Here is a 20,508-nt window from a genome sequence, read left to right as displayed (position 1 = left end):
ACCGACCTGCAACCTTCTCAGATCGGCAGGGCGTCCATGGCCTTGAATATCCGCTTGTCAGAGACGGGGTATGCGGTACCGAGGGCCTGCGCGAAGTAGTTGATCCGCAGCTCCTCGATCATCCAGCGGATCTCCCGCAGCCCCTCTTCGGCGGGCCCGTTGCGCCCGGCCTGGGCGCGCAGTTCGCGGTATTCCGACTCGATCTCGTGAATCTGCGTGGTCAGCTGCCGGTCCCGGCCGAGGCTGCCGCCGACCCGGTCCAGCCGGTGCACGATGCCACGCAGGTAGCGGGGCATCTGGTGCAGTTGCCGCCAGCCGGTCTCGGTCACGAACCCGGCGTGCACCAGGCCTTTGAGCTGCTGACGGATGTCGGCGAGGGCGGGCAGCAGCTGCGGGTCGCGCAGCGATTTGAGGCGCTGTTCGACGTCGTACGCGGTGGCCAGCACCGCCTGCACCTGGGTGACCACGTTGGCCACCGCGTCGACCAGGTCCTGCCGGACGGTGTCGCGCAGGGACGCGAACTCGACCGACGACCACACCGGCCCTCCGGCCTCGGCGACCAGCCGGTCGACGGCCGCTCCGGCGCAGTCGTCGAGCAGGTCGGCGATCGACCGGTACGGGTTGGCCCGGGAGAGTTCCAGCTTGGCCCGGTTGTCCAGCCGGCCCTGCAGGAACCGGGCGGCCGGTGGCAGGGTGAGCAGCAGCAGTCGCCGGGTGCCGGCGGCCATCGCCACCCGCTGGGACGCCTCGTCCTCGAAGACCCGGATCGCCACGCTGTCGGTCTCGTCGACGAGGGACGGCCAGACGTTGACCTCGTATCCGCCGCGCACCTGGGCGATCCGCCGGGGCAGCGCGCCGAAGTCGTTGGCGGTGATGCCGCGCCGTTCCAGGTCGCCGGCCGCCTTGGAGATGGTGGCCTGCACCTTGGGCGCGAGCTGGCGGCGCAGTACTTCCAGGTCACGGCCCTCGGCGAGGGTGTCGCCGGCCTCGTTGACGATCCGGAAGTTCATCCGCAGGTGGTCGGGCACCTGGTCGGGCCGCCACGCGTCGCGCGGCACCACGGTCCCGGTGAGCCGGCGCAGCTCGTTGCCGATGGCGTCGGGCAGCGGGCCGCGGCGGGCCGGCACCCGGTCGAGGACGGCCTCGGCCCAGTCCGGCACCGGCACGAAGGCGGTGCGCAGCTGTTTGGGCAGGGCCCGGATCAGCGCGATCACCACTTCGCGCCGGAATCCGGGCACCGACCAGCCGAAGTCCTCGGCGTCGATCTTGTTGATGAGTTCGAGGGGGACGGTCGCGGTGACGCCGTCGCGCGGCGTGTTGGGCTCGAACGTGTAGGACAGCGGCATCCGGACCCCGTTGCTGATCCAGGCGTCCGGGAAGGCCTGTGGGTCGACGGTGTCGCGGCCCGTGTTGACCAGGTCCTCACGGGTGAAGGTGAGCAGGTCGGGCTGCTCGTGCCGGGCTTTCTTCCACCAGCCGTCGAAGTGCCGCGACGACACCACCTCGGCCGGGATCCGCGCGTCGTAGAGGGCGTAGACGGTCTCGTCGTCGACCGCGATGTCCCGCCGCCGCGCCCGGTTCTCGATCTCGCCGATCTTCTCCAGGAGCCGTTTGTTCTCGCTGAAGAATTTGTGGTGGGTCTCCCAGTCGCCTTCGACGAGCGCGTGCCTGATGAAGAGTTCCCGGGACGCCACCGGATCGACCTTGCTGAATCCGATCCGGCGCCGGGGCACGATCGGCAGGCCGTACAGGGTGACCTTCTCGAACGCCATCACGGCGCCCATCCTCGAATCCCAGTGGGGTTCGCTGTAGCTGCTCTTGACCAGGTGCGGGGCGAGTTTCTCGGCCCATTCCGGCTCGATCCGGGCGTTCACCCGGCCCCACAGCCGGCTGGTCTCCACCAACTCGGCCGACATCACCCAGCGGGGCTGCTTCTTGAACAGCGCCGACCCCGGGAAGATCGCGAACTTGGCGCCCCGCGCGCCGATGAACTCGCGCTTCTCCTGATCCTTCATGCCGATGTGGCTGAGCAGGCCGGAGAGCAGGGCGGTGTGCACCGGCTGCGGTGCGACGCCCGCCTCCCAGTCCTCCTTCAGGGACAGATTGAGGGTACGGGCGACCTGCTTGAGCTGCGCGTAGATGTCCTGCCATTCACGGATCCGCAGATAGTTCAGGAATTCGTTGCGGCACATCCGGCGGAACTGGTTGCCGGACAGTTCCTGCTGTTTCTCCCGCAGATAGCGCCACAGGTTGAGATAGCTGAAGAAGTCCGATTCCTTGTCGACGAACCGGGCGTGCTTCTCGTCGGCCTGCTGCTGTTTCTCGGTGGGGCGCTCGCGCGGGTCCTGGATCGACAGGGCGCCGGCGATCACCATCACCTCGGCCAGCACCTCCTGCCGGTCCGCCTCGATCACCATCCGGGCCAGCCGGGGGTCGACCGGCAGCTGGGCGAGCTGGCGCCCCATCGGGGTGAGCTTGCGGTCCTCCAGCGCGCCGAGTTCTTCCAGGAGCTTGATGCCGTCGGTGATGTTGCGCCGGTCCGGCGGGTCGATGAACGGGAACTTCTGGAGGTCACCGAGACCGAGATTGGTCATCTGGAGAATGACCGAGGCCAGGTTGGTACGCAGGATCTCCGGCTCGGTGAACTCCGGCCGCTGCTCGAAGTCCTCCTCCGAGTAGAGCCGGATGCAGATGCCGTCCGACGTCCGCCCGCATCGGCCTTTGCGCTGGTTGGCGCTGGCCTGCGAGACCGGCTCGATGGGCAGGCGCTGCACTTTGAGCCGATGGCTGTAGCGGCTGATCCGGGCGGTGCCGGGGTCGATCACGTATTTGATGCCGGGCACCGTCAGCGACGTCTCGGCGACGTTGGTGGCCAGCACGATCCGGCGTTCGCTGTGCCGTTCGAAGACCCGGTGCTGCTCGGCGGCGGAGAGCCGGCCGTACAGCGGGACGATGTCGGTGTTGTAGAGGTTCTTCTTGGCCAGGGCGTCGGCGGTGTCGCGGATCTCCCGTTCGCCGGAGAAGAAGACCAGGATGTCGCCGTCGCGGGGCAGTTCGTCGACGGCGTCGGCGATGCCGTCGATCACGTCGCGCGGTTCCTCGGTGTCGTCCTCGGTGACGGTGATCAGCGGCCGGTAGCGGACCTCGACCGGGTAGGTGCGCCCGGACACCTCGATCACCGGCGCGGGCTTGCCGTCCCGGTCGGCGAAGTGCTGCGCGAACCGTTCGGTCTCGATCGTCGCGGACGTGATGATCAGCTTGAGGTCGGGCCGGCGCGGCAGCAGGTCGCGCAGATAACCGAGGATGAAGTCGATGTTGAGGCTGCGCTCGTGCGCCTCGTCGATGATCAGCGTGTCGTACCGGTACAGCATCCGGTCGTTCTGGATCTCGGCCAGCAGGATGCCGTCGGTCATCACCTTGATCATGGTGTCGTCGCTCACCTGATCGGTGAACCGCACCTTGTAGCCGACCGTCGACCCGAGCGGCCGGTCCAGTTCCTCGGCGATCCGCTCGGCCACCGTGCGCGCCGCGATCCGGCGCGGCTGGGTGTGCCCGATCTGCCCGCGCACACCCCGGCCCAGCTCGACGCAGATCTTCGGGATCTGGGTGGTCTTGCCCGACCCGGTCTCGCCGGCGACGACCACGACCTGGTGGTCCCGGATCGCGGTGGCGATGTCGTCCTTGCGGGCGCTGACCGGCAGCCCTTCCGGGTACGTCACCCGGGGCACCGACGCGATCCGCGCGTCCAGGCGGGACCGGGCGCGCTCGGCCTCGGTGGCGATCTCCGCGAGCACGGCGGCCCGCGCGTCGTCGTCACGGATCCGTCTCGTCCCGTCGAGGCGGCGCTGGAGCCGCCGCTGATCGCGGGGCAGCAGCTCGGTGATCTGGGTGCGCAGGGCGGCAGGCGTTATCGACATGGCGCAGCAAGGATAGGCGCAACCGCCGCGAATCGCCCCGTGATTAACACCGCCCCGTTTCCCGGGACGCCCCTGGCTCGATATCCCATCGAATGGGATGGCCGATCAGAAACGAGGCCCGCGGTGATCGTTGTCGCAGAAGATCACGACGACATCCGGTACGTGCTCAAACGCTCGCTGGAACGGGCCGGTCACCGGGTCGTCGCGGCGGCCGACGGGGCGACGGCGCTGGCGGCGGTGAAGGAGCACCGGCCCGATCTGGTGGTCACCGACGTGGACATGCCACACATGACCGGGCTGGACCTGTGCCGGGCGATCCGGGCCGACGACGATCTGCGGCACATCCCGGTGGTGGTGGCCAGCGGGTCGCTGATGCCCGGGGACGGGCAGGCCGAGGACGCCGGGGCGTCGGCGACGCTGCTCAAGCCGTTCGTGCCGGCTCAGCTGCTGGCGCTGATCGCGCAGCTGCTGCCGTCCCGGGTCATCTCCGAGTCCTAGACGGGTCCGGGAACGGGGCGGGTTTCGGGTTGGGGGCGGCCAGGCCGGGCAGGCGGGTCGCCTCGATGATCGCGAACCGTTCGGCCAGCTCCCGTTGCAGGGCCTCGTCCACCTCGTCGTCACCGGCGGCGGCGGGCAGGGTGAACCAGAATCGCGTACCGCCGCCGGGATTGTCCTCCACCCCGATCTCACCGTCGTGGCGTTCCACGATCCGGCGGCAGATGGCCAGGCCGAGGCCGGTGCCGGAGTATCCGGCGGCGGCCTCGGTGCGGTGGAAGGACTCGAAGACGTACGGCTTGTCGGCGTCCGGGATGCCGATGCCGGAGTCGGTGACCTCGATGCGCGCCCACCGGCCGTCCAGGACCCCGGTGACCGCGACGGTCGGGACCGCTCCGGGCCGCACGTACTTCAGGGCGTTGCCGATCAGGTTGTCCAGCACGTGCCGCAGCATGGCCGGGTCGGTCTGCACGTGCGGCAGCGGCCCGACCGACCAGACCGGCGCCGCCGTGCCCGGCCCGAGCGCGGCGATCCGGTCCTCGACCACCTCCAGGGTCAGCGGCTCCGGGTCGAGCGGGACGGTGCGCAGCGGGGCGTTGCGGGCGGTGGTGTAGGCGAGCAGGGTCTCGATCAGGGTGTCCATCCGGTCCACGGAGCGGATGATCCGGCCCAGCGCGTCCCGGGTCGCCGCGGTCTCCGGAAGGTCCTCCGGCAGATCCTCCAGTGCCAGGTCGGCGAATCCGCGTACGACCGACAGTGGCGCCTTGAGGTCGTGGGCCGCGACCCCGGCGAAGACCGACAGATCGGTCTCGTGGCGGCGCAGTTCGGTGATGTCCCGGCTGACCGCGACCGCGCCGTGCTCGCCGGCGCTGGGGTCCAGCGGCCGCGCGTCGATGCTGACCAGCACCCCCTCCGGCCGGCCCGGGTTGCGGATCAGCACCTCGAAGCCGTCGACGCTCTCCCCGTCCAGGGCCCGGATCAGCGGCATCTCCTCGGTCGGCAGCGGGGTGCGCCCGTCCGGCCGGTAGACGCCGTAGGCCTCCTGCCAGTCGGCCGGCACGGCCGGGGTCTCGGCGACGCCGAGCAGGCGTTTGGCGGCCGGGTTCTCCAGCAGCATCCGGCCCTGGGAGTCGACCACGCTGACCCCGTCACTGATCGTCGTCATGATCGCGCCGAGCAGTTCGGCCCGCCGCCGGCTCTCCGCCTCGGTGCCGCGCAGTTCGGCGGTGGCCGTCTCGACCCGCTGGTGGGCCCGGGCCCGGCCGGTGGCCAGCACGTGCACCAGCCAGGCGGCCAGCCCGGTCAGGATCAGGCCGCCGGCCAGCACGACCCCCGGCAGGTACCAGCCGGTGCCGGTGAGCAGCCGGGCGTCGCCGCTGGTCTCCAGGATCCACTCGCGGTCGGCGACCAGCAGCGGCCCGGCCCGGCGCAGCCGCCCGTCCCCGGGGGTACGCCAGGAGGCGACGAGCTCACGGGTGCCGTCGTCGTTGACCGACACCAGGTCACCGGAGACCCGGCCCTCGCCGACGGTGGTGAGGATGTCCTTCAGGAAGGTCCCGCCGCGCAGGGCGGACACCACCCAGCCGCGGAACACCGGAGTGTTCTCCCGGGTCCAGACCGGCGCGGCGAAGACGAACGACAGCTGCCGTTCGGCCTCCGGCAGATGCCGGTCGGCGACGAGCAGGTAGGCGTCGGACACCGCGGTGCGGTGGGTGGCCCGGGCGGTCGTCAGGGCCTCGGCGATCGGGGGGACGGCGGCCAGGTCGGCGCCGGAACGGGCACCCGGCTCCTCCTGGTCGAGCCGCCGGACGTAGACGGCGAAGAAGTGTTCGGCGTACGCCGGATCGGGTTTGAAGGTGAGATCGCCCGCGCCCCGCGCCTGCCACGACCGCTCGGCCTCGCCGACCCCGGCGGTGGGCACCGGCACCACGAACGCGACCGGGGCCGCGCCGATCAGTGCGGCGTCGGCCAGTGGACCGCTCGCGGTGTCGAAGTCGTCCCAGGTCGTCTCGGGGTCGTTGGCCAGCCCGGCGGCCAGGGTGTCGACCATGCCGCGATAGCGCTCGGTCTCCATCCGGATCGCCTCGAGCGCGGTGGCGTGCCGCTGGTCCATGATCCGGTCGGCGTTGCCGCGCTGGGCGGTGAGCAGGGCGGTGGTGGCCAGCGCGGTGGCGATCAGGCCGACCAGGAGCACGGATACGGAGAGCAGCGGACCGGTGGCCCGCCGCGCTCCGTTCTCCCGTTGCCCCACCATGAGCAGCGTAGGCCGCGGATCACTTCCAGGTGTCGTACCGGTACAAATCGTGTTTGGTCATGATCTGGGTGACCTTGGTGTAGTACGCCGGGTCGGTGGCGTATCCGGCCTTCCACACCGTCCAGATGAACCTGTTCGCGTCCTTGGTGTGGGCGAAGGCGGGCGCGTACCGCTTGTTGTTGCGCAGGAAGTGACCGTGGTCGCGGAACGAGCGGGCCATCGTGGCGTACGTGCGGAAGGCGTCCTCGGTCACGAAGCACTTACCCGCCTTGTCGCACTCGTTCGTCGTGTAGACGTGGCAGCCGGTGGCGTGCGGGCCGTGGAAGCCCTTCTGGCACTTGATCCCGAAGAAGTTCTTGTCCACCGCCGAGAGGCCGCTGCGCCCCCAGCCGGACTCCAGGATCGACTGGGCGATGGTCACCGAGGCCGGTACGCCGTACTGCCGCCAGCCCTGCTGGGCCCCCGGCACGGCGGCCTTGATGAACTGCTCCGGCGTCAGGACCGGGGCCGGCGGGGCGGGGGCCGGGGTGGGTGTGGGGGCGGGCGCGGCCGGCGGGCACGCCTTGACCGTGGCCGAGACGACGTACGCGTGCGAGATGTACCGGCCGTCGGTCAGCCGGTCCCACTGGGTGGTGGTCCGCACCGTCCCCTTGATCTTCGGGCCCTGGATCGAGCAGGCCAGCTTCACGGTGGCCCCGTTGGCGATCTTCCGGACCACGGCGGTCTTCGTCGAGGGGGTGTCCCGCACGTTCACCGGGCCGTCCGAGGTCCGGATCTTCCCGGTCACCACCGTGGCACCGGCCGCCTGCGCCATGCCGGGAGCCGTCGTCGCCCCGGCCCCGGCGGCGAGCACCAGCAGAGCGCCGGTGAGCAGTCGTCGGGTGGTCTGCCCCATGAGTGAGAGTCCCCTCGGTCGGCGCCGGAACAGGTGCTCCGGCGTCGGTCACCAAGCTCCGGGACGCCGGGTGCGGGACGAGATCACGAACGGGTGCGAAAGCGTTGCCGCGGTCACGCTTCAAAAACCCGGCGACGGGGAAAGGCGCGTTGCACATCGCACGCCCCAGGAGGTCCCATGACAGCCGTCGCGTCCCGTCCGGCGCCCGCCGAGAAGGCGCCGCCGGAGAAGAAGACGCCGGCCGGCCGATGGCACACGTTCACCCCGTTGCTGGTGGCGGCCCTCGCCGCGGCCGGGGCGTATGCCGTCCATCGCCTGTTCATCGGCACCCCGCTGGGGCAGACCATCGACACCGAGGCGCTGCGCGGCGGGGACTTCGACCATCCCCAGGTCACCGAGGTCCTCGGCCGGACCCTGGACGGCACCCGCCTCGTCGTCCTCGCCGGGGTGTGCCTGCTGGCCGCCGCGTTCGGGGTGCTGCGCCGCCGCCTCGACCTGGCGGTGGCCTCCGGCTTCCTGGTGATCGCCGCCAACGTGATCACCCAGCAGCTCAAGGCCGGCCTGGAACGGCCGCTGCTGGACGGCTTCCCGATGCCGAACTCCTGGCCCAGCGGGCACGCCACGGCCGCCGCCTCGGCCGCGTTCGTGCTGGTCCTGGTCTTCCCCCGGCTGATGCGCGGGATGGTCGGGCTGGCCGGCGCCGCCTACGTCGCGATCGTCTCGGTGGCCACCGTGTGGGCCGAGTGGCACCGGCCCAGCGACACCATCGCCGCCCTGCTCATCGTGCTGGCCTGCGGGTCGCTGGCGGTGTTCTTCGTCCGGCTGCGGCGGCCCGGCCCGAGCCGTTCCCTGCAACTGCCCAACCGTCTGGTGATGGGCTGTCTGGGCGGCGCCGCCGCGCTGGCCGTCGCCACCGCCGTGTTCGGCATGGCCTCGGTGGCGGTGTCCGAGCGGGCCATCCCCGAGCTGGTCTCCGGCCGGTTCGCCTTCCTGACCGGCGCGGCCGGCATCGTCGCCGCGACCGCCGTCACCTTCATCGTCTGGGTCCGGCTCACCGCGGCCGAGCCCGCGCCCACCCCGGCCACCGCGGCCCCCACCCCGGCTCCTTCCCGCGGCGCCGCCACCACTCGCGCCGCCCGCACCGACCGCACCACCGCCGCCAAGTAAGGAGAGCCCGATGACCTCACCCGCGAACGACGCACCCACCACCCCGGTCCCGGCCACCGCCCCGGACGACGCGCCCACCACCCCGGCCCCGGCCGCCGCGGGCGCGATCCCGCCCGGCCCGGCCGGAGGTGTGCCGGTCCTGCCCGCGCAGACCACCGGCACCGGCATCGCGACCGGTCCCACCGTGGTGGTCGGCAGCTACCCCGACTACGCCCTCGCCCAGCAGGCCGTCGACCACCTGTCGGACAACAGGTTCCCGGTGCAGCGCACCTCGATCGTCGGCACAGACCTGCGCCTGGTGGAGAACGTGCTGGGCCGGCTCACCATCGGCCGGGCGTCCGGCGCCGGCGCGGCCAGCGGCGCCTGGCTGGGTCTGCTGATCGGCCTGTTCTTCGGCATCTTCAGTGACTCCAGCTGGATCTCGGTCCTGCTGACCACGGTGGTGTTCGGCGCGATCTGGGGCGCCATCTTCGGGGCCATCGCGCACGCCATGACCGGCGGCCGCCGGGACTTCACCTCGCGCAGCTCGCTGCAGGCCGCCACCTACGAGGTGCACGCCGACGCCGAGGTCGCCGACGAGGCCCGCACCCTGCTGATCAGCCTCAACTGGCGCAGCAGCGGCGCCGAGTGACACCCCGCACGAGGAGGGGGCCCGCGGATCCGCGGGCCCCCTCCTCGTGTCGTGGAGATCAGGCGAGCTGGTGGCGCATCTTCGCGAGGGCCCGGGTGAGCAGCCGGGACACGTGCATCTGGGAGATGCCGATCTGGTCGGCGATCTGCGACTGGGTCAGGTTGCCGTAGAAGCGCAGCGTCAGGATCCGCTGCTCGCGGTCGTCCAGGCTGGCCAGGGCCGGCCCGAGCGCCACCCGGGCCTCGGCCTTCTCGAACTCGTCGTCCTCACCGCCGAGGGTGTCACCCAGCTCGGTGGTGCCGTCGGCGCTGATCGGGGTGGACAGGGACGTCGCGTGGTACGCCCGGGCGCCCTCCAGGCCCTCCAGCACCTCCTCCTCGGTCACCCCGAGGTGGACGGCGATGTCCGGGACGGTCGGCGACCGGCCCAGCGTGTGCGTCAGGGTGGCGTTGGCCTCGGTGATGGCGAGCCGCAGCTCCTGGAGGCGGCGGGGCACCCGGACCGACCACGTCCGGTCCCGGAAGTGCCGTTTGATCTCGCCGATGATGGTGGGGATGGCGTAGCCGGCGAAGTCGACGCCGCGCTCGGGGTCGAACTTGTCGACCGCTTTGATCAGCCCGACGGTGGCGGTCTGGACCAGGTCGTCGGTGGGCTCGCCACGGCCGGAGTAGCGGTGGGCGAGATGACGCGCGAGAGGCAGCCACGCCTCGATCGCCTGAGCCCGTAACCGGGTCCGCCGGGGACCCGTGGGAGCCGCCGACATCGCGGCCAGGAGCTCGGAGGCACTGGTCCCGGGCACCGTGTGCGCGGGCTGCCGGGTGGCCTGTAGCAGGGTCATGAGTGGTCCTCCATCAGCGGGCAGAGAGCCGTGCCCGCACGCGGCGACCGTTCTGAAGTGCAACGTTAGCCAAGAAGCCTAGCCGTGGCCAACCGAAAGTATGAGTGACTTCACGTGAATACTGCCGTCACACGCTGAAATCAGCCGATGGTGGCCGCGGCGTCCGGGAGTTTTGCCGTCGCACCCACGTGGTAGACACCAACCGCGGAACAACCGCAGGCACCGGCAGAACGGAAGACGGATGACCATCCTCGGCATCGACATCGGCGGCTCCGGCGTGAAGGGCGCGCCGGTCGACCAGGTCCGCGGCGAGCTCCTCGGCGAGCGGTTCCGGGTGCCCACCCCGCAGCCGGCCGACGTGACCAGCGTGGTCGAGGCGGTCGCCGAGGTCGCGGCCCGGTTCGACGGTTTCGGCAGCGTCGGCGTGACGTTCCCGGGCGTGGTCGTCGACGGGGTGACTCGCAGCGCCGCCAACGTCGACAAGTCCTGGCTGGACGCGCCCGCCGCGCGCCTGTTCACCGAGCGGCTCGGCAAGCCGGTCACCGTGCTCAACGACGCCGACGCGGCCGGGGTGGCCGAGGTGACGTTCGGTGGCGGCCGCGACCAGTCCGGCCTGATCATGATGCTGACCTTCGGCACCGGCATCGGCAGCGCCCTGTTCCTGGACGGCGTGCTGATCCCGAACACCGAGTTCGGCCACCTGGAGCTGGACGGCGCCGACGCCGAGCTGCTCGCCGCCGACCGGGTCCGCGAGTCCGAGGACCTGAGCTGGGAGCAGTGGGCCGCCCGGGTGGAGCGCTACCTGCGCCACGTGGAGATGCTGCTCGCGCCCCGGCTGTTCATCATCGGCGGTGGGGTCAGCAAGAAGTCGGAGAAGTTCTTCCCGCTGCTGGACATCAAGACCCCGATCGTGCCGGCCACCCTGCTCAACAACGCGGGCATCATCGGCGCGGCGATCGCCGCCGCGCAGGCCGCCGAGGGCCCCGGCCCGCAGGACCCGGGCGCCGTCCAGGTCGACACGACGGTGGTGCGGTGATGGCGCGCACGATCGCGACGAACACCACGGTCGAGCGGGCCGGGCTGGTCGAGTTCCTGCGGCCCCGGCACCACGCCATCCTGATGACCACCAAGCGGGACGGCCGCCCGCAGTCCTCACCGAACACGTGCGGTGTCGACCCCGAGGGCCGCATCGTCATCTCCAGCTACCCCGAGCGGGCCAAGGTCGCCAACATCCGCCGCGACCCCCGGGTCACCCTGACCGTGCTGTCCGACGAGTGGAACGGCCCGTGGGTGCAGGTGGACGGCGTCGCCGAGGTGATCGATCTGCCCGACGCGGTGGAGCCGCTGGTGGAGTACTTCCGCTGCATCGCCGGTGAGCACTCCGACTGGGACGAGTACCGCCAGGCCATGATCGACCAGGGCAAGTGCCTGATCCGGGTGACGATCGAGTCCTGGGGCCCGATCGCCACCGGCGGCTTCCCGGCCCGCCTGGCCTGACCTGACGGCCGGACCGACCCGGAAACCCCAGACCGCTTGCCGGTACGAGGTCAGCGCCGGGTCGCCGGCCCGGTCCCAGACGTACGCCTCCGGTGCCGGGTCCGGCACCTCGGCTCAGGCCCGGACGTACGCCTCGGGTGTCGGGTCCGGCACCTCGGCCCGGTCGCGGACGTACGCCTCGGGTGCCGGGTCCGGAGCCTCGGCCCGGTCTCCGGTCGACGCGGAGGCGCAGCGGATCGTGCGCCCGGAGGTGTCCCGGTAGAACCCGCCGGACTCCTCCGGCGACCTCGTCGTTCCCCGTCCTCCCGGGCGGGGATGCCGGCCGGCGCTCGCCGGTTGCCGCGGCGTCACCGGGCCGGAGGCAGGCGACCGGAGAATGGCGGAGACACGAAAGGAGGCCGCAAGGCCGGCACCCAGGAGGACCCAGGTGGTGCCGGCCTTGCGGCCTCGGTGCCCCTCCCCCGTTTCCGGCGGGCCGGCTCACGCCCGCGTGCGCGGGCCGGCCCTGGAGGAGGGTGAGCCGTTTCAGGCCGCGAGGGGGGTGCGGTCCTGCTCGGCGTCCAGGAGGTAGAGGAGCTGGTCGCGGTGCATGGCGGCGATCGGTTCGAGCAGGTCGGGGTGGCGCAGCAGGGCGGCGGCCTCACGGTCGCGGGCGTCCGGCTGCAGGAGGCGGCGGAACTCGTTGGGCAGGCCACCGCGACGGCCGTGCGGGCGGGGGCGCTGGTCCGGGACCGGCATCGCGGCGATGACGGCGTCGACGCCGCGGCGGGCCAGCATCGGGTCGGCGAGCAGGCAGGCCGCCCACGACACGACGACCTCGTCGACCCAGGTGCGCCAGCCCTCGCCGTCGGCGAACTCGTCCTCGGGCTCGCTGCCGGCCCGCCAGTCGAGGATGGCGGAGCCGCCGGGGCCGGCGATGGCGACCAGCGCGGCGTCGATCTCGGTGGGGTAGCGCAGCCAGGCGGCGACCGTGATGGCCTGGCGGGCCTGGAGCTCGGCGAGCGTGTGCGTCACCGTGTTGGCCTCGCCGCCCGGGTAGGCACGCGCCAGCCAGTGGGTGCTGGCGGCGATCACCGGGGACAGGGCGGTGGACGGTCCGGCCACGTTATCTCCTCCTTCGTGCGCTCGCCGTCGGCTCGCGTCGAGGGTTGTTTCGGTGCCGTGGGACCGGTCATGAGAAGGGTTCCTCGATGGCAACCGAGGGCAACCGACACGCTCCCGGGCGCGTGACATCAGTGGGCTTCCCCACGGCGCGCGCCCGCGTGTCGCGCGGTGGGGCGCTCGCCGGCGGGAGCGCGCGACCGGAGGCCCGGGTCGCGGGGCGGGCCTGCTGAGGGGGCGGGTGAGGCGAAGATGAACGCCTGTTGCGATCAGGTGAGATCGTCGTGTTTTCCGGCGGCGCGCGGACGCGTCCCGATGCGCTGTGACGCATCTCCTCCGGTAGGTTGTGTCGCATCGGCGATCGGCCGTTTCAAAAACTCCACTGCGGAGAAGTCATAGAGACGCCGGCGGTGGTTTTCCCGGTCGCCGAGTCCTCCCGCGCCCCTCTGACTACGGTGGAGATCATGACCGGTCGCTTCCCCATCGAAGACGTGACACCGGCTGTTTCCGGTGGCCGCTACCCCGCTAAAGCGGTGGTCGGTGAACTGATTCCCGTCTCGGCGGTGTCCTATCGCGAAGGTCATCACGCGCTCGGCGTGAACGTGGTATGGCGCGGTCCCGACGGCGGGACCCAGGCCTTCACCCGGATGACCCCCGGCGAGCCGGGCCTCGACAAGTGGCACGCCGCGATCCGCCCGGACGAGGTGGGCCGCTGGACGTTCACGGTGGAGGCGTTCGACGATCCGTACCGGACGTGGCGCGACGCCGTGGTAAAGAAGATCGGCGCCGGGCAGAGCGCCGAGGAGCTGGCGAACGATCTGGCCGAGGGCGCGGACGTGCTCGACCTGGCCACCAAGATCGTCCCGGCCGAGGACGAGGAGCGGGTCCGGGAGGCCGCGGCCGCGCTGCGGGACAGCGAGAAGTCGCTGTTCGCCCGGGTCACCCCGGCGCTGGACCTGGAGGAGCTGCTCTGGCACAACCCGGTGCGGCACCTGGTCACCACCACCCGGTCGTTCGCGATCTGGGTGGACCGGCAGCGGGCGCTCTACTCGTCGTGGTATGAGTTCTTCCCCCGTTCCGAGGGCGCCGAGATCGGCCCGGACGCCACCCCGATCAAGCACGGGACCTTCCGCACCGCGGCCGAACGGCTGCCGGCGGTGGCGGCGATGGGCTTCAACGTCGTCTACCTGCCGCCGATCCACCCGATCGGCAGGATCAACCGCAAGGGCCGCAACAACACCCTGGTGGCCCGGCCGGAGGATGTCGGCTCGCCGTGGGCGATCGGCTCCGACGAGGGCGGCCACGACGCGATCCACCCGCAGCTGGGCACCCTGGCGGACTTCGTCGCGTTCCGGGAGCGGGCCGAGGAGCTGGGCATGGAGGTGGCGCTGGACCTGGCTCTGCAGGCCGCGCCGGACCACCCGTGGGTGAAGAAGTTCCCGCAGTTCTTCACCACGAAGGCGGACGGCACCATCGCGTACGCCGAGAACCCGCCCAAGAAGTACCAGGACATCTACCCGATCAACTGGGACAACGACTACCGCACGCTGCGCGACGAGGTCTACCGCGTGGTGATGCACTGGGTGGACAACGGGGTCAAGATCTTCCGGGTGGACAACCCGCACACCAAGGCCGTGAACTTCTGGCAGTGGCTGATCCCGAAGGTCAAGGAGACCAACCCGGACGTGCTGTTCCTGGCCGAGGCGTTCACCCGCCCGGCGATGATGAACGGGCTCGGCAAGATCGGCTTCACCCAGTCGTACACCTACTTCACCTGGCGCACCACCGCCGCCGAGATGAAGGAGTACATGGGCCAGCTGCTCGGCTCGATCGACTGGATGCGGCCGAACTTCTGGCCGAACACGCCGGACATCCTGCACGAGTCGCTGCAGAACGGCGGCCCGCCGATGTTCAAGATCCGCGCGGTGCTGGCCTCGATGCTCACCCCGTCCTGGGGCCTCTACTCCGGGTACGAGCTGTTCGAGCACGTGCCGCGGCCGGGCGCCGAGGAGTACATCGACAACGAGAAGTTCGAGCTGAAGCCCCGGGACTGGGCCGCGGCGGAGCGGGCCGGCCGGTCCCTCGCCCCGTTCCTCACCCGGCTCAACAAGATCCGGGAGAGCAACCCGGCCCTGCACTGGCTGCGCAACCTGCGATTCCACGAGATCGACAACGGGGCGCTGCTCTGCTTCTCCAAGCGGGACCCGGACACCGGTAACACCGTCCTGGTGGTCTGCTCGTTCGACTCCGGCAACGTGCAGTGGGGCAACACCACTCTGGACATGCCCGCGCTCGGCCTGGACTGGCACGAGCGATTCACGGTGGTCGACCAGATCACCGGCGCGACGTACGAGTGGGGTCAGTACAACGCGGTTCGGATCGATCCGTTCGTGGAGCCGGCGCACGTCTTCGTCGTACAGGCGAAGTAGTAGTTCGCTCTTCAGGCGGGGTTTTCAAGGGGAGAAACAACGATGGAGCTGTCGACGTCCGAGCACGATCCGGCTGAGGGAAGTCACACCGAGGACGGGGTGGTCGAGCATCCGACCGCCGAGGATTTCGGGCATGCCCGGACCCTGCCCGCCGACCGGACCTGGTTTCAGCGGGCCGTCTTCTACGAAGTGCTGGTCCGTGCCTTCTACGACTCGGGTTCGGACGGCGGCGGCGACCTGCGCGGGCTGATAGAACGGCTCGACTACCTGCAGTGGCTGGGAGTCGACTGCCTCTGGCTGCCGCCGTTCTACGACTCCCCGCTGCGTGACGGCGGCTACGACATCCGCGACTTCTACAAGGTGCTGCCGGAGTTCGGCACGGTCGAGGACTTCGTGGCCCTGCTGGACGCGGCGCACAAGCGCGGCATCCGGGTGATCACCGACCTGGTCATGAACCACACGTCGGACTCGCACCCGTGGTTCCAGGCGTCCCGGCACGATCCGGAGGGGCCGTACGGCGACTTCTACGTCTGGAACGACACCAGCGAGAAGTACCAGGACGCGCGGATCATCTTCGTCGACACCGAGGAGTCGAACTGGACGTTCGACCCGGTGCGGCGGCAGTTCTACTGGCACCGGTTCTTCTCGCACCAGCCGGATCTCAACTACGAGAACCCGAAGGTGCAGGAGGCCATGCTGGACGTGCTGCGGTTCTGGCTGGACCTGGGCATCGACGGGTTCCGGCTGGACGCGGTGCCGTACCTCTTCGAGGAGGAGGGCACCAACTGCGAGAACCTGCCGCAGACGCACGCGTTCCTCAAGCACTGCCGCAAGGTGATCGACGACGAGTTCCCGGGCCGGGTGCTGCTGGCCGAGGCGAACCAGTGGCCGGCCGACGTGGTGGAGTACTTCGGCGACCCGGAGGCCGGTGGCGACGAGTGCCACATGGCGTTCCACTTCCCGCTGATGCCACGGATCTTCATGGCCGTACGCCGGGAGTCGCGTTTCCCGATCTCGGAGATCCTGGCGCAGACGCCACCGATCCCGGACAACACCCAGTGGGGCATCTTCCTGCGTAACCACGACGAGCTGACGCTCGAGATGGTGACCGACGAAGAACGCGACTACATGTACTCGGAGTACGCCAAGGACCCGCGGATGAAGGCCAACGTCGGCATCCGCCGCCGGCTGGCCCCGCTGCTGGAGAACGACCGCAACCAGATCGAGCTGTTCACCGCCCTGCTGCTGTCGCTGCCCGGCTCGCCGGTGCTCTACTACGGCGACGAGATCGGGATGGGCGACAACATCTGGCTCGGTGACCGCGACGGTGTGCGGACCCCGATGCAGTGGACCCCGGACCGCAACGCCGGTTTCTCCACGGCCACGCCCGGCCGGCTCTACCTGCCGGTCAACCAGGACCCGGTGTACGGCTACCAGGCGGTCAACGTGGAGGCCCAGCGCGACAGTGCCACCTCGCTGCTGAACTGGACCCGGACCATGCTCGCGGTCCGGCGCCGGCACGAGGCGTTCGCCACCGGCACGTTCCGCGAACTGGGCGGGTCGAACCCGTCGGTGCTCGCCTTCCTGCGGGAGATCGGCGACGACGTGGTGCTCTGCGTGAACAACCTGTCCCGGTTCCCGCAACCGATCGAGCTCAATCTCCAGCACTGGAACGGGTACACCCCGGTGGAGTTGACCGGGCATGTCAACTTCCCCCGGATCGGCCAGTTGCCGTACCTTCTGACCCTTCCCGGGCACGGGTTCTACTGGTTCCAACTGTGCGGGTCGGAGGAGAAGCAATGACGCTGCCGTTCGCCGAGTGGTTACCGAAACAGCGCTGGTACGCCGGGCGCAGCCGGGTCCTGTCCTCGGTCAAACAGGCGTCCGCGACGGCTCTGGGCGAAGACCTGGAGCTGGTCCTGGTCGACGTGGAGTACACCGACGGCAGTTCCGAGCGCTACCAGATCGTGGTGGGCTGGGGTGACGGGCCGATGGCCGAGTACAGCGCGGTGGCCACCATCGGGAGCACCGACGACGGCCGGACCGGCTACGACGCCCTCTACGACCCGGCCGCCGCCCGGTACCTGCTGACCCTCTTCGACCGTTCCGGGACGGCCGGTGACATCGCCTTCGAGAAGGAGCCCGGTGTCACCCTGCCGCTGGAGGCCTGGCCGCGGGTGTTCGACGCGGAGCAGAGCAACACCAGCGTGATCTTCGACGAGGACGCGATCTTCAAGATGTTCCGGCGGGTCACCAGTGGTGTCAATCCGGACATCGAGCTCAACCGGGTCCTCGGCCGGGCCGGCAACCCGCACGTGGCCCGGCTCTTCGGGTCGTACCAGGCGGCCGACGACTACTCCCTCGGCATGGTCACCGAGTACGCGGTGAACTCGGCCGAGGGCTGGGCGATGGCCACCGCCTCGGCCCGGGACCTGTTCGCCGACGCCGCGTACGCCGCGGACGAGGTCGGCGGCGACTTCCAGGGCGAGTCGTACCGGCTCGGCGAGGCGGTCGCGTCGGTGCACAAGACCCTCGCCGGGGAGCTGGGCAGCGGCCCCGCGCCGTTCCCGCTGGACGCCGTGCTGGCCCGGCTGCGGTCGGCCGCCAACGCGGTGCCCGAGCTGCAGCAGTACGTCCCGGCGATCACCGACCGGTTCACCGGGCTCACCGGCGAGCAGGTGACGGTCCAGCGGGTGCACGGCGACCTGCATCTGGGCCAGGTGCTGCGCACCCCGGAGAGCTGGCTGCTGATCGACTTCGAGGGTGAGCCGGGCCAGCCGCTGGACGAACGCCGGCTGCCCGACTCGCCGCTGCGCGACGTGGCCGGGGTGCTGCGCTCCTACGAGTACGCCGCGTACCAGCTGCTGGTGGACCAGGACGACGACGAACACCTGGCGGCACGCGCCCGGGAGTGGGTGGACCGCAACCGGGCCGCGTTCTGCGACGGCTACACCCATGTGGCCGGCAGCGACCCGCGGGAGCAGGCGGGGCTGCTGGCGGCGTACGAGCTGGACAAGGCGGTCTACGAGGCCGCGTACGAAGCCCGGCACCGGCCCGGCTGGCTGCGGATCCCCCTGCGGTCGATCGCCAGGCTCGTCGGATGAACCCCGGAGGGCACCCCCACACCATGATCGGTCAAACCACCACCACCCGGCTGGCCGCCGACCGGCGCGCCATGGACGGCGTGATCGCCGGGGACACCCACGATCCGCACGCCGTCCTGGGCGCCCACCCGCACGACGGGCGCACCGTCATCCGGACCCTGCGCAAGGGCGCCGGCGCGGTCGCCGTCCTGCACGAGGGCGAGCGCTACGAGACGGTGAAGGTGCACGACAGCGGCATCTTCGCGGCCGAGCTGCCGGGCACCGTGCTCGACTACCGCCTCGACGTGGACGGCGACCGGTTCGACGACCCGTACCGTCATCCGCCCACCCTGGGCGAGCTGGACCTGCACCTGATCGGCGAGGGCCGGCACGAGAAGCTGTGGAAGGTGCTGGGCGCGCAGCCGCGTGGCGCCGGTGTCGGCTTCGCGGTGTGGGCGCCGGGCGCCCGCGGTGTGCAGGTGGTCGGCGACTTCACCGGCTGGGGCCCGTTCGACGGATGGCCGATGCGGTCGCTCGGCTCCAGCGGGGTGTGGGAGATCTACATCCCGGCCGCGCACACCGGCAGCAAGTACAAGTTCAAGATCCTCGGCCGGGACGGGGTGTGGCGGGAGCACGCCGACCCGCTCGCCCAGCACACCGAGGTGCCGCCGGCCACCGCGTCGGTGGTGTACCAGTCCGGGTACCAGTGGCAGGACGAGCAGTGGATGCGCGACCGGTCCCGCAAGTCCTGGCACCAGGAGCCGATCAGCTGCTACGAGGTCCACCTGGGCTCGTGGCGTCCCGGGCTGTCCTACACCGAGCTGGCCGACCAGCTGGTGGAGTACGTGCTGGAGACCGGTTTCACGCACGTCGAGCTGATGCCGGTGATGGAGCACCCGTTCGGCGGCTCGTGGGGCTACCAGGTCACCGGCTACTACGCGCCGACGTCCCGGTTCGGCACCCCCGACGAGTTCCGGCACCTGGTCGACAGACTGCACCAGGCCGGGATCGGGGTGATCCTGGACTGGGTGCCGGCGCACTTCCCGAAGGACGAGTGGGCGCTCGCCCGGTTCGACGGCACCCCGCTCTACGAGCACGGCGACTGGCGGCGCGGCGAACAGCCCGACTGGGGCACGTACGTCTTCGACTTCGGCCGCAAGGAGGTCCGCAACTTCCTGGTCGCCAACGCCCTCTACTGGTGCGAGGAGTTCCACGCCGACGGCCTGCGGGTCGACGCGGTCGCCTCGATGCTGTACCTGGACTACTCGCGCAAGGAGGGCGAGTGGACCCCGAACCAGTACGGCGGCCGGGAGAACCTGGAGGCGATCAGCTTCCTCCAGGAGATGAACGCGACCGTCTACAAGAACCACCCCGGCGTGATGACCATCGCCGAGGAGTCCACCGCCTGGCCCGGCGTCACCCGCCCCACCCACCTGGGCGGCCTCGGCTTCGGTTTCAAGTGGAACATGGGCTGGATGAACGACACCCTGTCGTACATCGAGCACGAGCCCATCCACCGGCAGTGGCACCACCACCAGATGACCTTCGCGACGGTCTACGCGTGGAGTGAGAACTACTGCCTGCCGATCAGCCACGACGAGGTGGTGCACGGCAAGGGCTCACTGACCGGCAAGATGCCCGGCGACCTGTGGCAGCAGCTGGCCAACACTCGGGCCCTGCTCGGTTTCATGTGGGCGTTCACCGGCAAGCAGCTGCTGTTCATGGGCGCCGAGATGGGCGACCTGCGGGAGTGGAGCGAGGAACGCGGCCTGGACTGGGGCCTGCTCCAGGACCCCCGGTTCGGCGGGATCAAAGGCCTGGTCGGTGACCTGAACCGGGTCTACCGGGAGACGCCCGCGCTGTGGACGCAGGACACCTCCCCGTCCGGCTTCCGGTGGATCACCAGCGAGGACTCGCAGCACAACACGTTCTCGTTCGTCCGGTTCGCCCCGAACGGCGACGCGCTGGCCTGCGTGGTCAACTTCGCCGCCGTCCCGCACGAGGGCTACCGGATCGGCCTGCCCCGGGCCGGCCGCTGGGACGAGGTGGTCAACACCGACAGCGAGCTGTACGGCGGCTCCGGCGTCGGCAACCTGGGCGGCGTGGAGGCCGAGCACATCGCCTGGCACGGTTTCGACGCCTCGGTGTCGCTGCGGATCCCCCCGCTCGGCGCGGTCTGGCTGCGTCACACCGCGTCCTGA

At 70.6% G+C, this 20,508-nt stretch carries 15 protein-coding genes; 9 read left to right on the top strand and 6 right to left on the bottom strand.

What is annotated here, in order from left to right; genetic code table 11:
* Window positions 1-17 precede the first annotated feature (17 nt).
* Complete coding sequence (hrpA, locus tag ACQ0O7_RS23335; protein WP_430784304.1) at window positions 18-3,917, bottom strand: ATP-dependent RNA helicase HrpA; 3,900 nt, start codon at window positions 3,915-3,917, stop codon at window positions 18-20.
* Window positions 3,918-4,040: 123 nt separating this feature from the next.
* On the opposite strand from hrpA, the gene ACQ0O7_RS23330 reads away from it, so the two are divergent.
* The gene (locus tag ACQ0O7_RS23330; protein ID WP_430784303.1) at window positions 4,041-4,415 is read left to right on the top strand and encodes a response regulator; all 375 of its coding nucleotides are present in this window, start codon (window positions 4,041-4,043) and stop codon (window positions 4,413-4,415) included.
* Here ACQ0O7_RS23330 and ACQ0O7_RS23325 read toward each other — a convergent pair.
* Window positions 4,399-6,666: an ATP-binding protein gene (locus ACQ0O7_RS23325; protein WP_430784302.1), complete on the bottom strand. Its 2,268-nt coding sequence runs from the start codon at window positions 6,664-6,666 to the stop codon at window positions 4,399-4,401. The two genes, ACQ0O7_RS23330 and ACQ0O7_RS23325, sit on opposite strands and share 17 nt — an antisense overlap.
* Before the next feature lie 19 nt (window positions 6,667-6,685).
* Entirely contained in the window at window positions 6,686-7,561 is an 876-nt protein-coding gene (gsmA, locus tag ACQ0O7_RS23320; protein WP_430784301.1) for a sporangiospore maturation cell wall hydrolase GsmA, read from the bottom strand.
* A gap of 177 nt (window positions 7,562-7,738) precedes the next feature.
* Here gsmA and ACQ0O7_RS23315 point away from each other — a divergent pair, with 177 nt between their 5' ends.
* Both ACQ0O7_RS23315 and ACQ0O7_RS23310 read left to right on the top strand, forming a co-directional pair.
* Entirely contained in the window at window positions 7,739-8,728 is a 990-nt protein-coding gene (locus ACQ0O7_RS23315) for a phosphatase PAP2 family protein (protein ID WP_430784300.1), read from the top strand.
* A 10-nt stretch (window positions 8,729-8,738) separates the two neighbouring features.
* Entirely contained in the window at window positions 8,739-9,359 is a 621-nt protein-coding gene (locus ACQ0O7_RS23310) for a general stress protein (protein WP_430784299.1), read from the top strand.
* Window positions 9,360-9,417: 58 nt separating this feature from the next.
* On the opposite strand, the gene ACQ0O7_RS23305 is transcribed toward ACQ0O7_RS23310, so the two are convergent.
* On the bottom strand, window positions 9,418-10,197 hold the full coding sequence (locus tag ACQ0O7_RS23305; RefSeq protein ID WP_430784298.1) for a SigB/SigF/SigG family RNA polymerase sigma factor: 780 nt from the start codon (window positions 10,195-10,197) through the stop codon (window positions 9,418-9,420).
* Window positions 10,198-10,438: 241 nt separating this feature from the next.
* Between ACQ0O7_RS23305 and ppgK the strand changes: the two genes are divergently transcribed.
* Both ppgK and ACQ0O7_RS23295 read left to right on the top strand, forming a co-directional pair.
* Window positions 10,439-11,233 carry a polyphosphate--glucose phosphotransferase gene (ppgK, locus tag ACQ0O7_RS23300; protein WP_430784297.1) on the top strand — a complete coding sequence of 265 codons (795 nt, stop codon included), beginning with the start codon at window positions 10,439-10,441 and terminating at the stop codon, window positions 11,231-11,233.
* On the top strand, window positions 11,233-11,694 hold the full coding sequence (locus ACQ0O7_RS23295) for a PPOX class F420-dependent oxidoreductase (RefSeq protein ID WP_430784296.1): 462 nt from the start codon (window positions 11,233-11,235) through the stop codon (window positions 11,692-11,694). The genes ppgK and ACQ0O7_RS23295 overlap by 1 nt, the downstream gene beginning before the upstream one ends.
* A gap of 114 nt (window positions 11,695-11,808) precedes the next feature.
* Here the strand turns inward: ACQ0O7_RS23295 and ACQ0O7_RS23290 are convergent, their stop codons facing one another.
* Both ACQ0O7_RS23290 and ACQ0O7_RS23285 read right to left on the bottom strand, forming a co-directional pair.
* A complete protein-coding gene (locus tag ACQ0O7_RS23290; RefSeq protein ID WP_430784295.1) occupies window positions 11,809-12,045 on the bottom strand; it encodes a hypothetical protein in 237 nt (78 codons plus the stop codon).
* A 174-nt stretch (window positions 12,046-12,219) separates the two neighbouring features.
* Window positions 12,220-12,798 (bottom strand): hypothetical protein, encoded by a 579-nt coding sequence (locus tag ACQ0O7_RS23285; protein ID WP_430784294.1) that lies wholly within the window; start codon window positions 12,796-12,798, stop codon window positions 12,220-12,222.
* Between the two features lie 461 nt (window positions 12,799-13,259).
* On the opposite strand from ACQ0O7_RS23285, the gene ACQ0O7_RS23280 reads away from it, so the two are divergent.
* The 4 genes from ACQ0O7_RS23280 to glgB all read left to right on the top strand — a co-directional run bounded on the left by ACQ0O7_RS23280 (window position 13,260) and on the right by glgB (window position 20,508).
* Window positions 13,260-15,224 carry an alpha-1,4-glucan--maltose-1-phosphate maltosyltransferase gene (locus ACQ0O7_RS23280; protein WP_430784293.1) on the top strand — a complete coding sequence of 655 codons (1,965 nt, stop codon included), beginning with the start codon at window positions 13,260-13,262 and terminating at the stop codon, window positions 15,222-15,224.
* Between the two features lie 42 nt (window positions 15,225-15,266).
* Window positions 15,267-17,027 carry a maltose alpha-D-glucosyltransferase gene (gene treS, locus ACQ0O7_RS23275; protein WP_430784292.1) on the top strand — a complete coding sequence of 587 codons (1,761 nt, stop codon included), beginning with the start codon at window positions 15,267-15,269 and terminating at the stop codon, window positions 17,025-17,027.
* Window positions 17,024-18,328 (top strand): maltokinase N-terminal cap-like domain-containing protein, encoded by a 1,305-nt coding sequence (locus ACQ0O7_RS23270; protein ID WP_430784291.1) that lies wholly within the window; start codon window positions 17,024-17,026, stop codon window positions 18,326-18,328. Before treS ends, ACQ0O7_RS23270 begins: the two co-directional genes overlap by 4 nt.
* Window positions 18,329-18,399: 71 nt before the next feature.
* Window positions 18,400-20,508 carry a 1,4-alpha-glucan branching protein GlgB gene (gene glgB / locus ACQ0O7_RS23265; protein ID WP_430784466.1) on the top strand — a complete coding sequence of 703 codons (2,109 nt, stop codon included), beginning with the start codon at window positions 18,400-18,402 and terminating at the stop codon, window positions 20,506-20,508.

It is taken from the genome of Actinoplanes sp. G11-F43 (genome assembly GCF_050589265.1).
Classification (GTDB): Bacteria; Actinomycetota; Actinomycetes; order Mycobacteriales; family Micromonosporaceae; genus Actinoplanes.
This window is presented reverse-complemented; position numbering and strand designations above follow the sequence as displayed.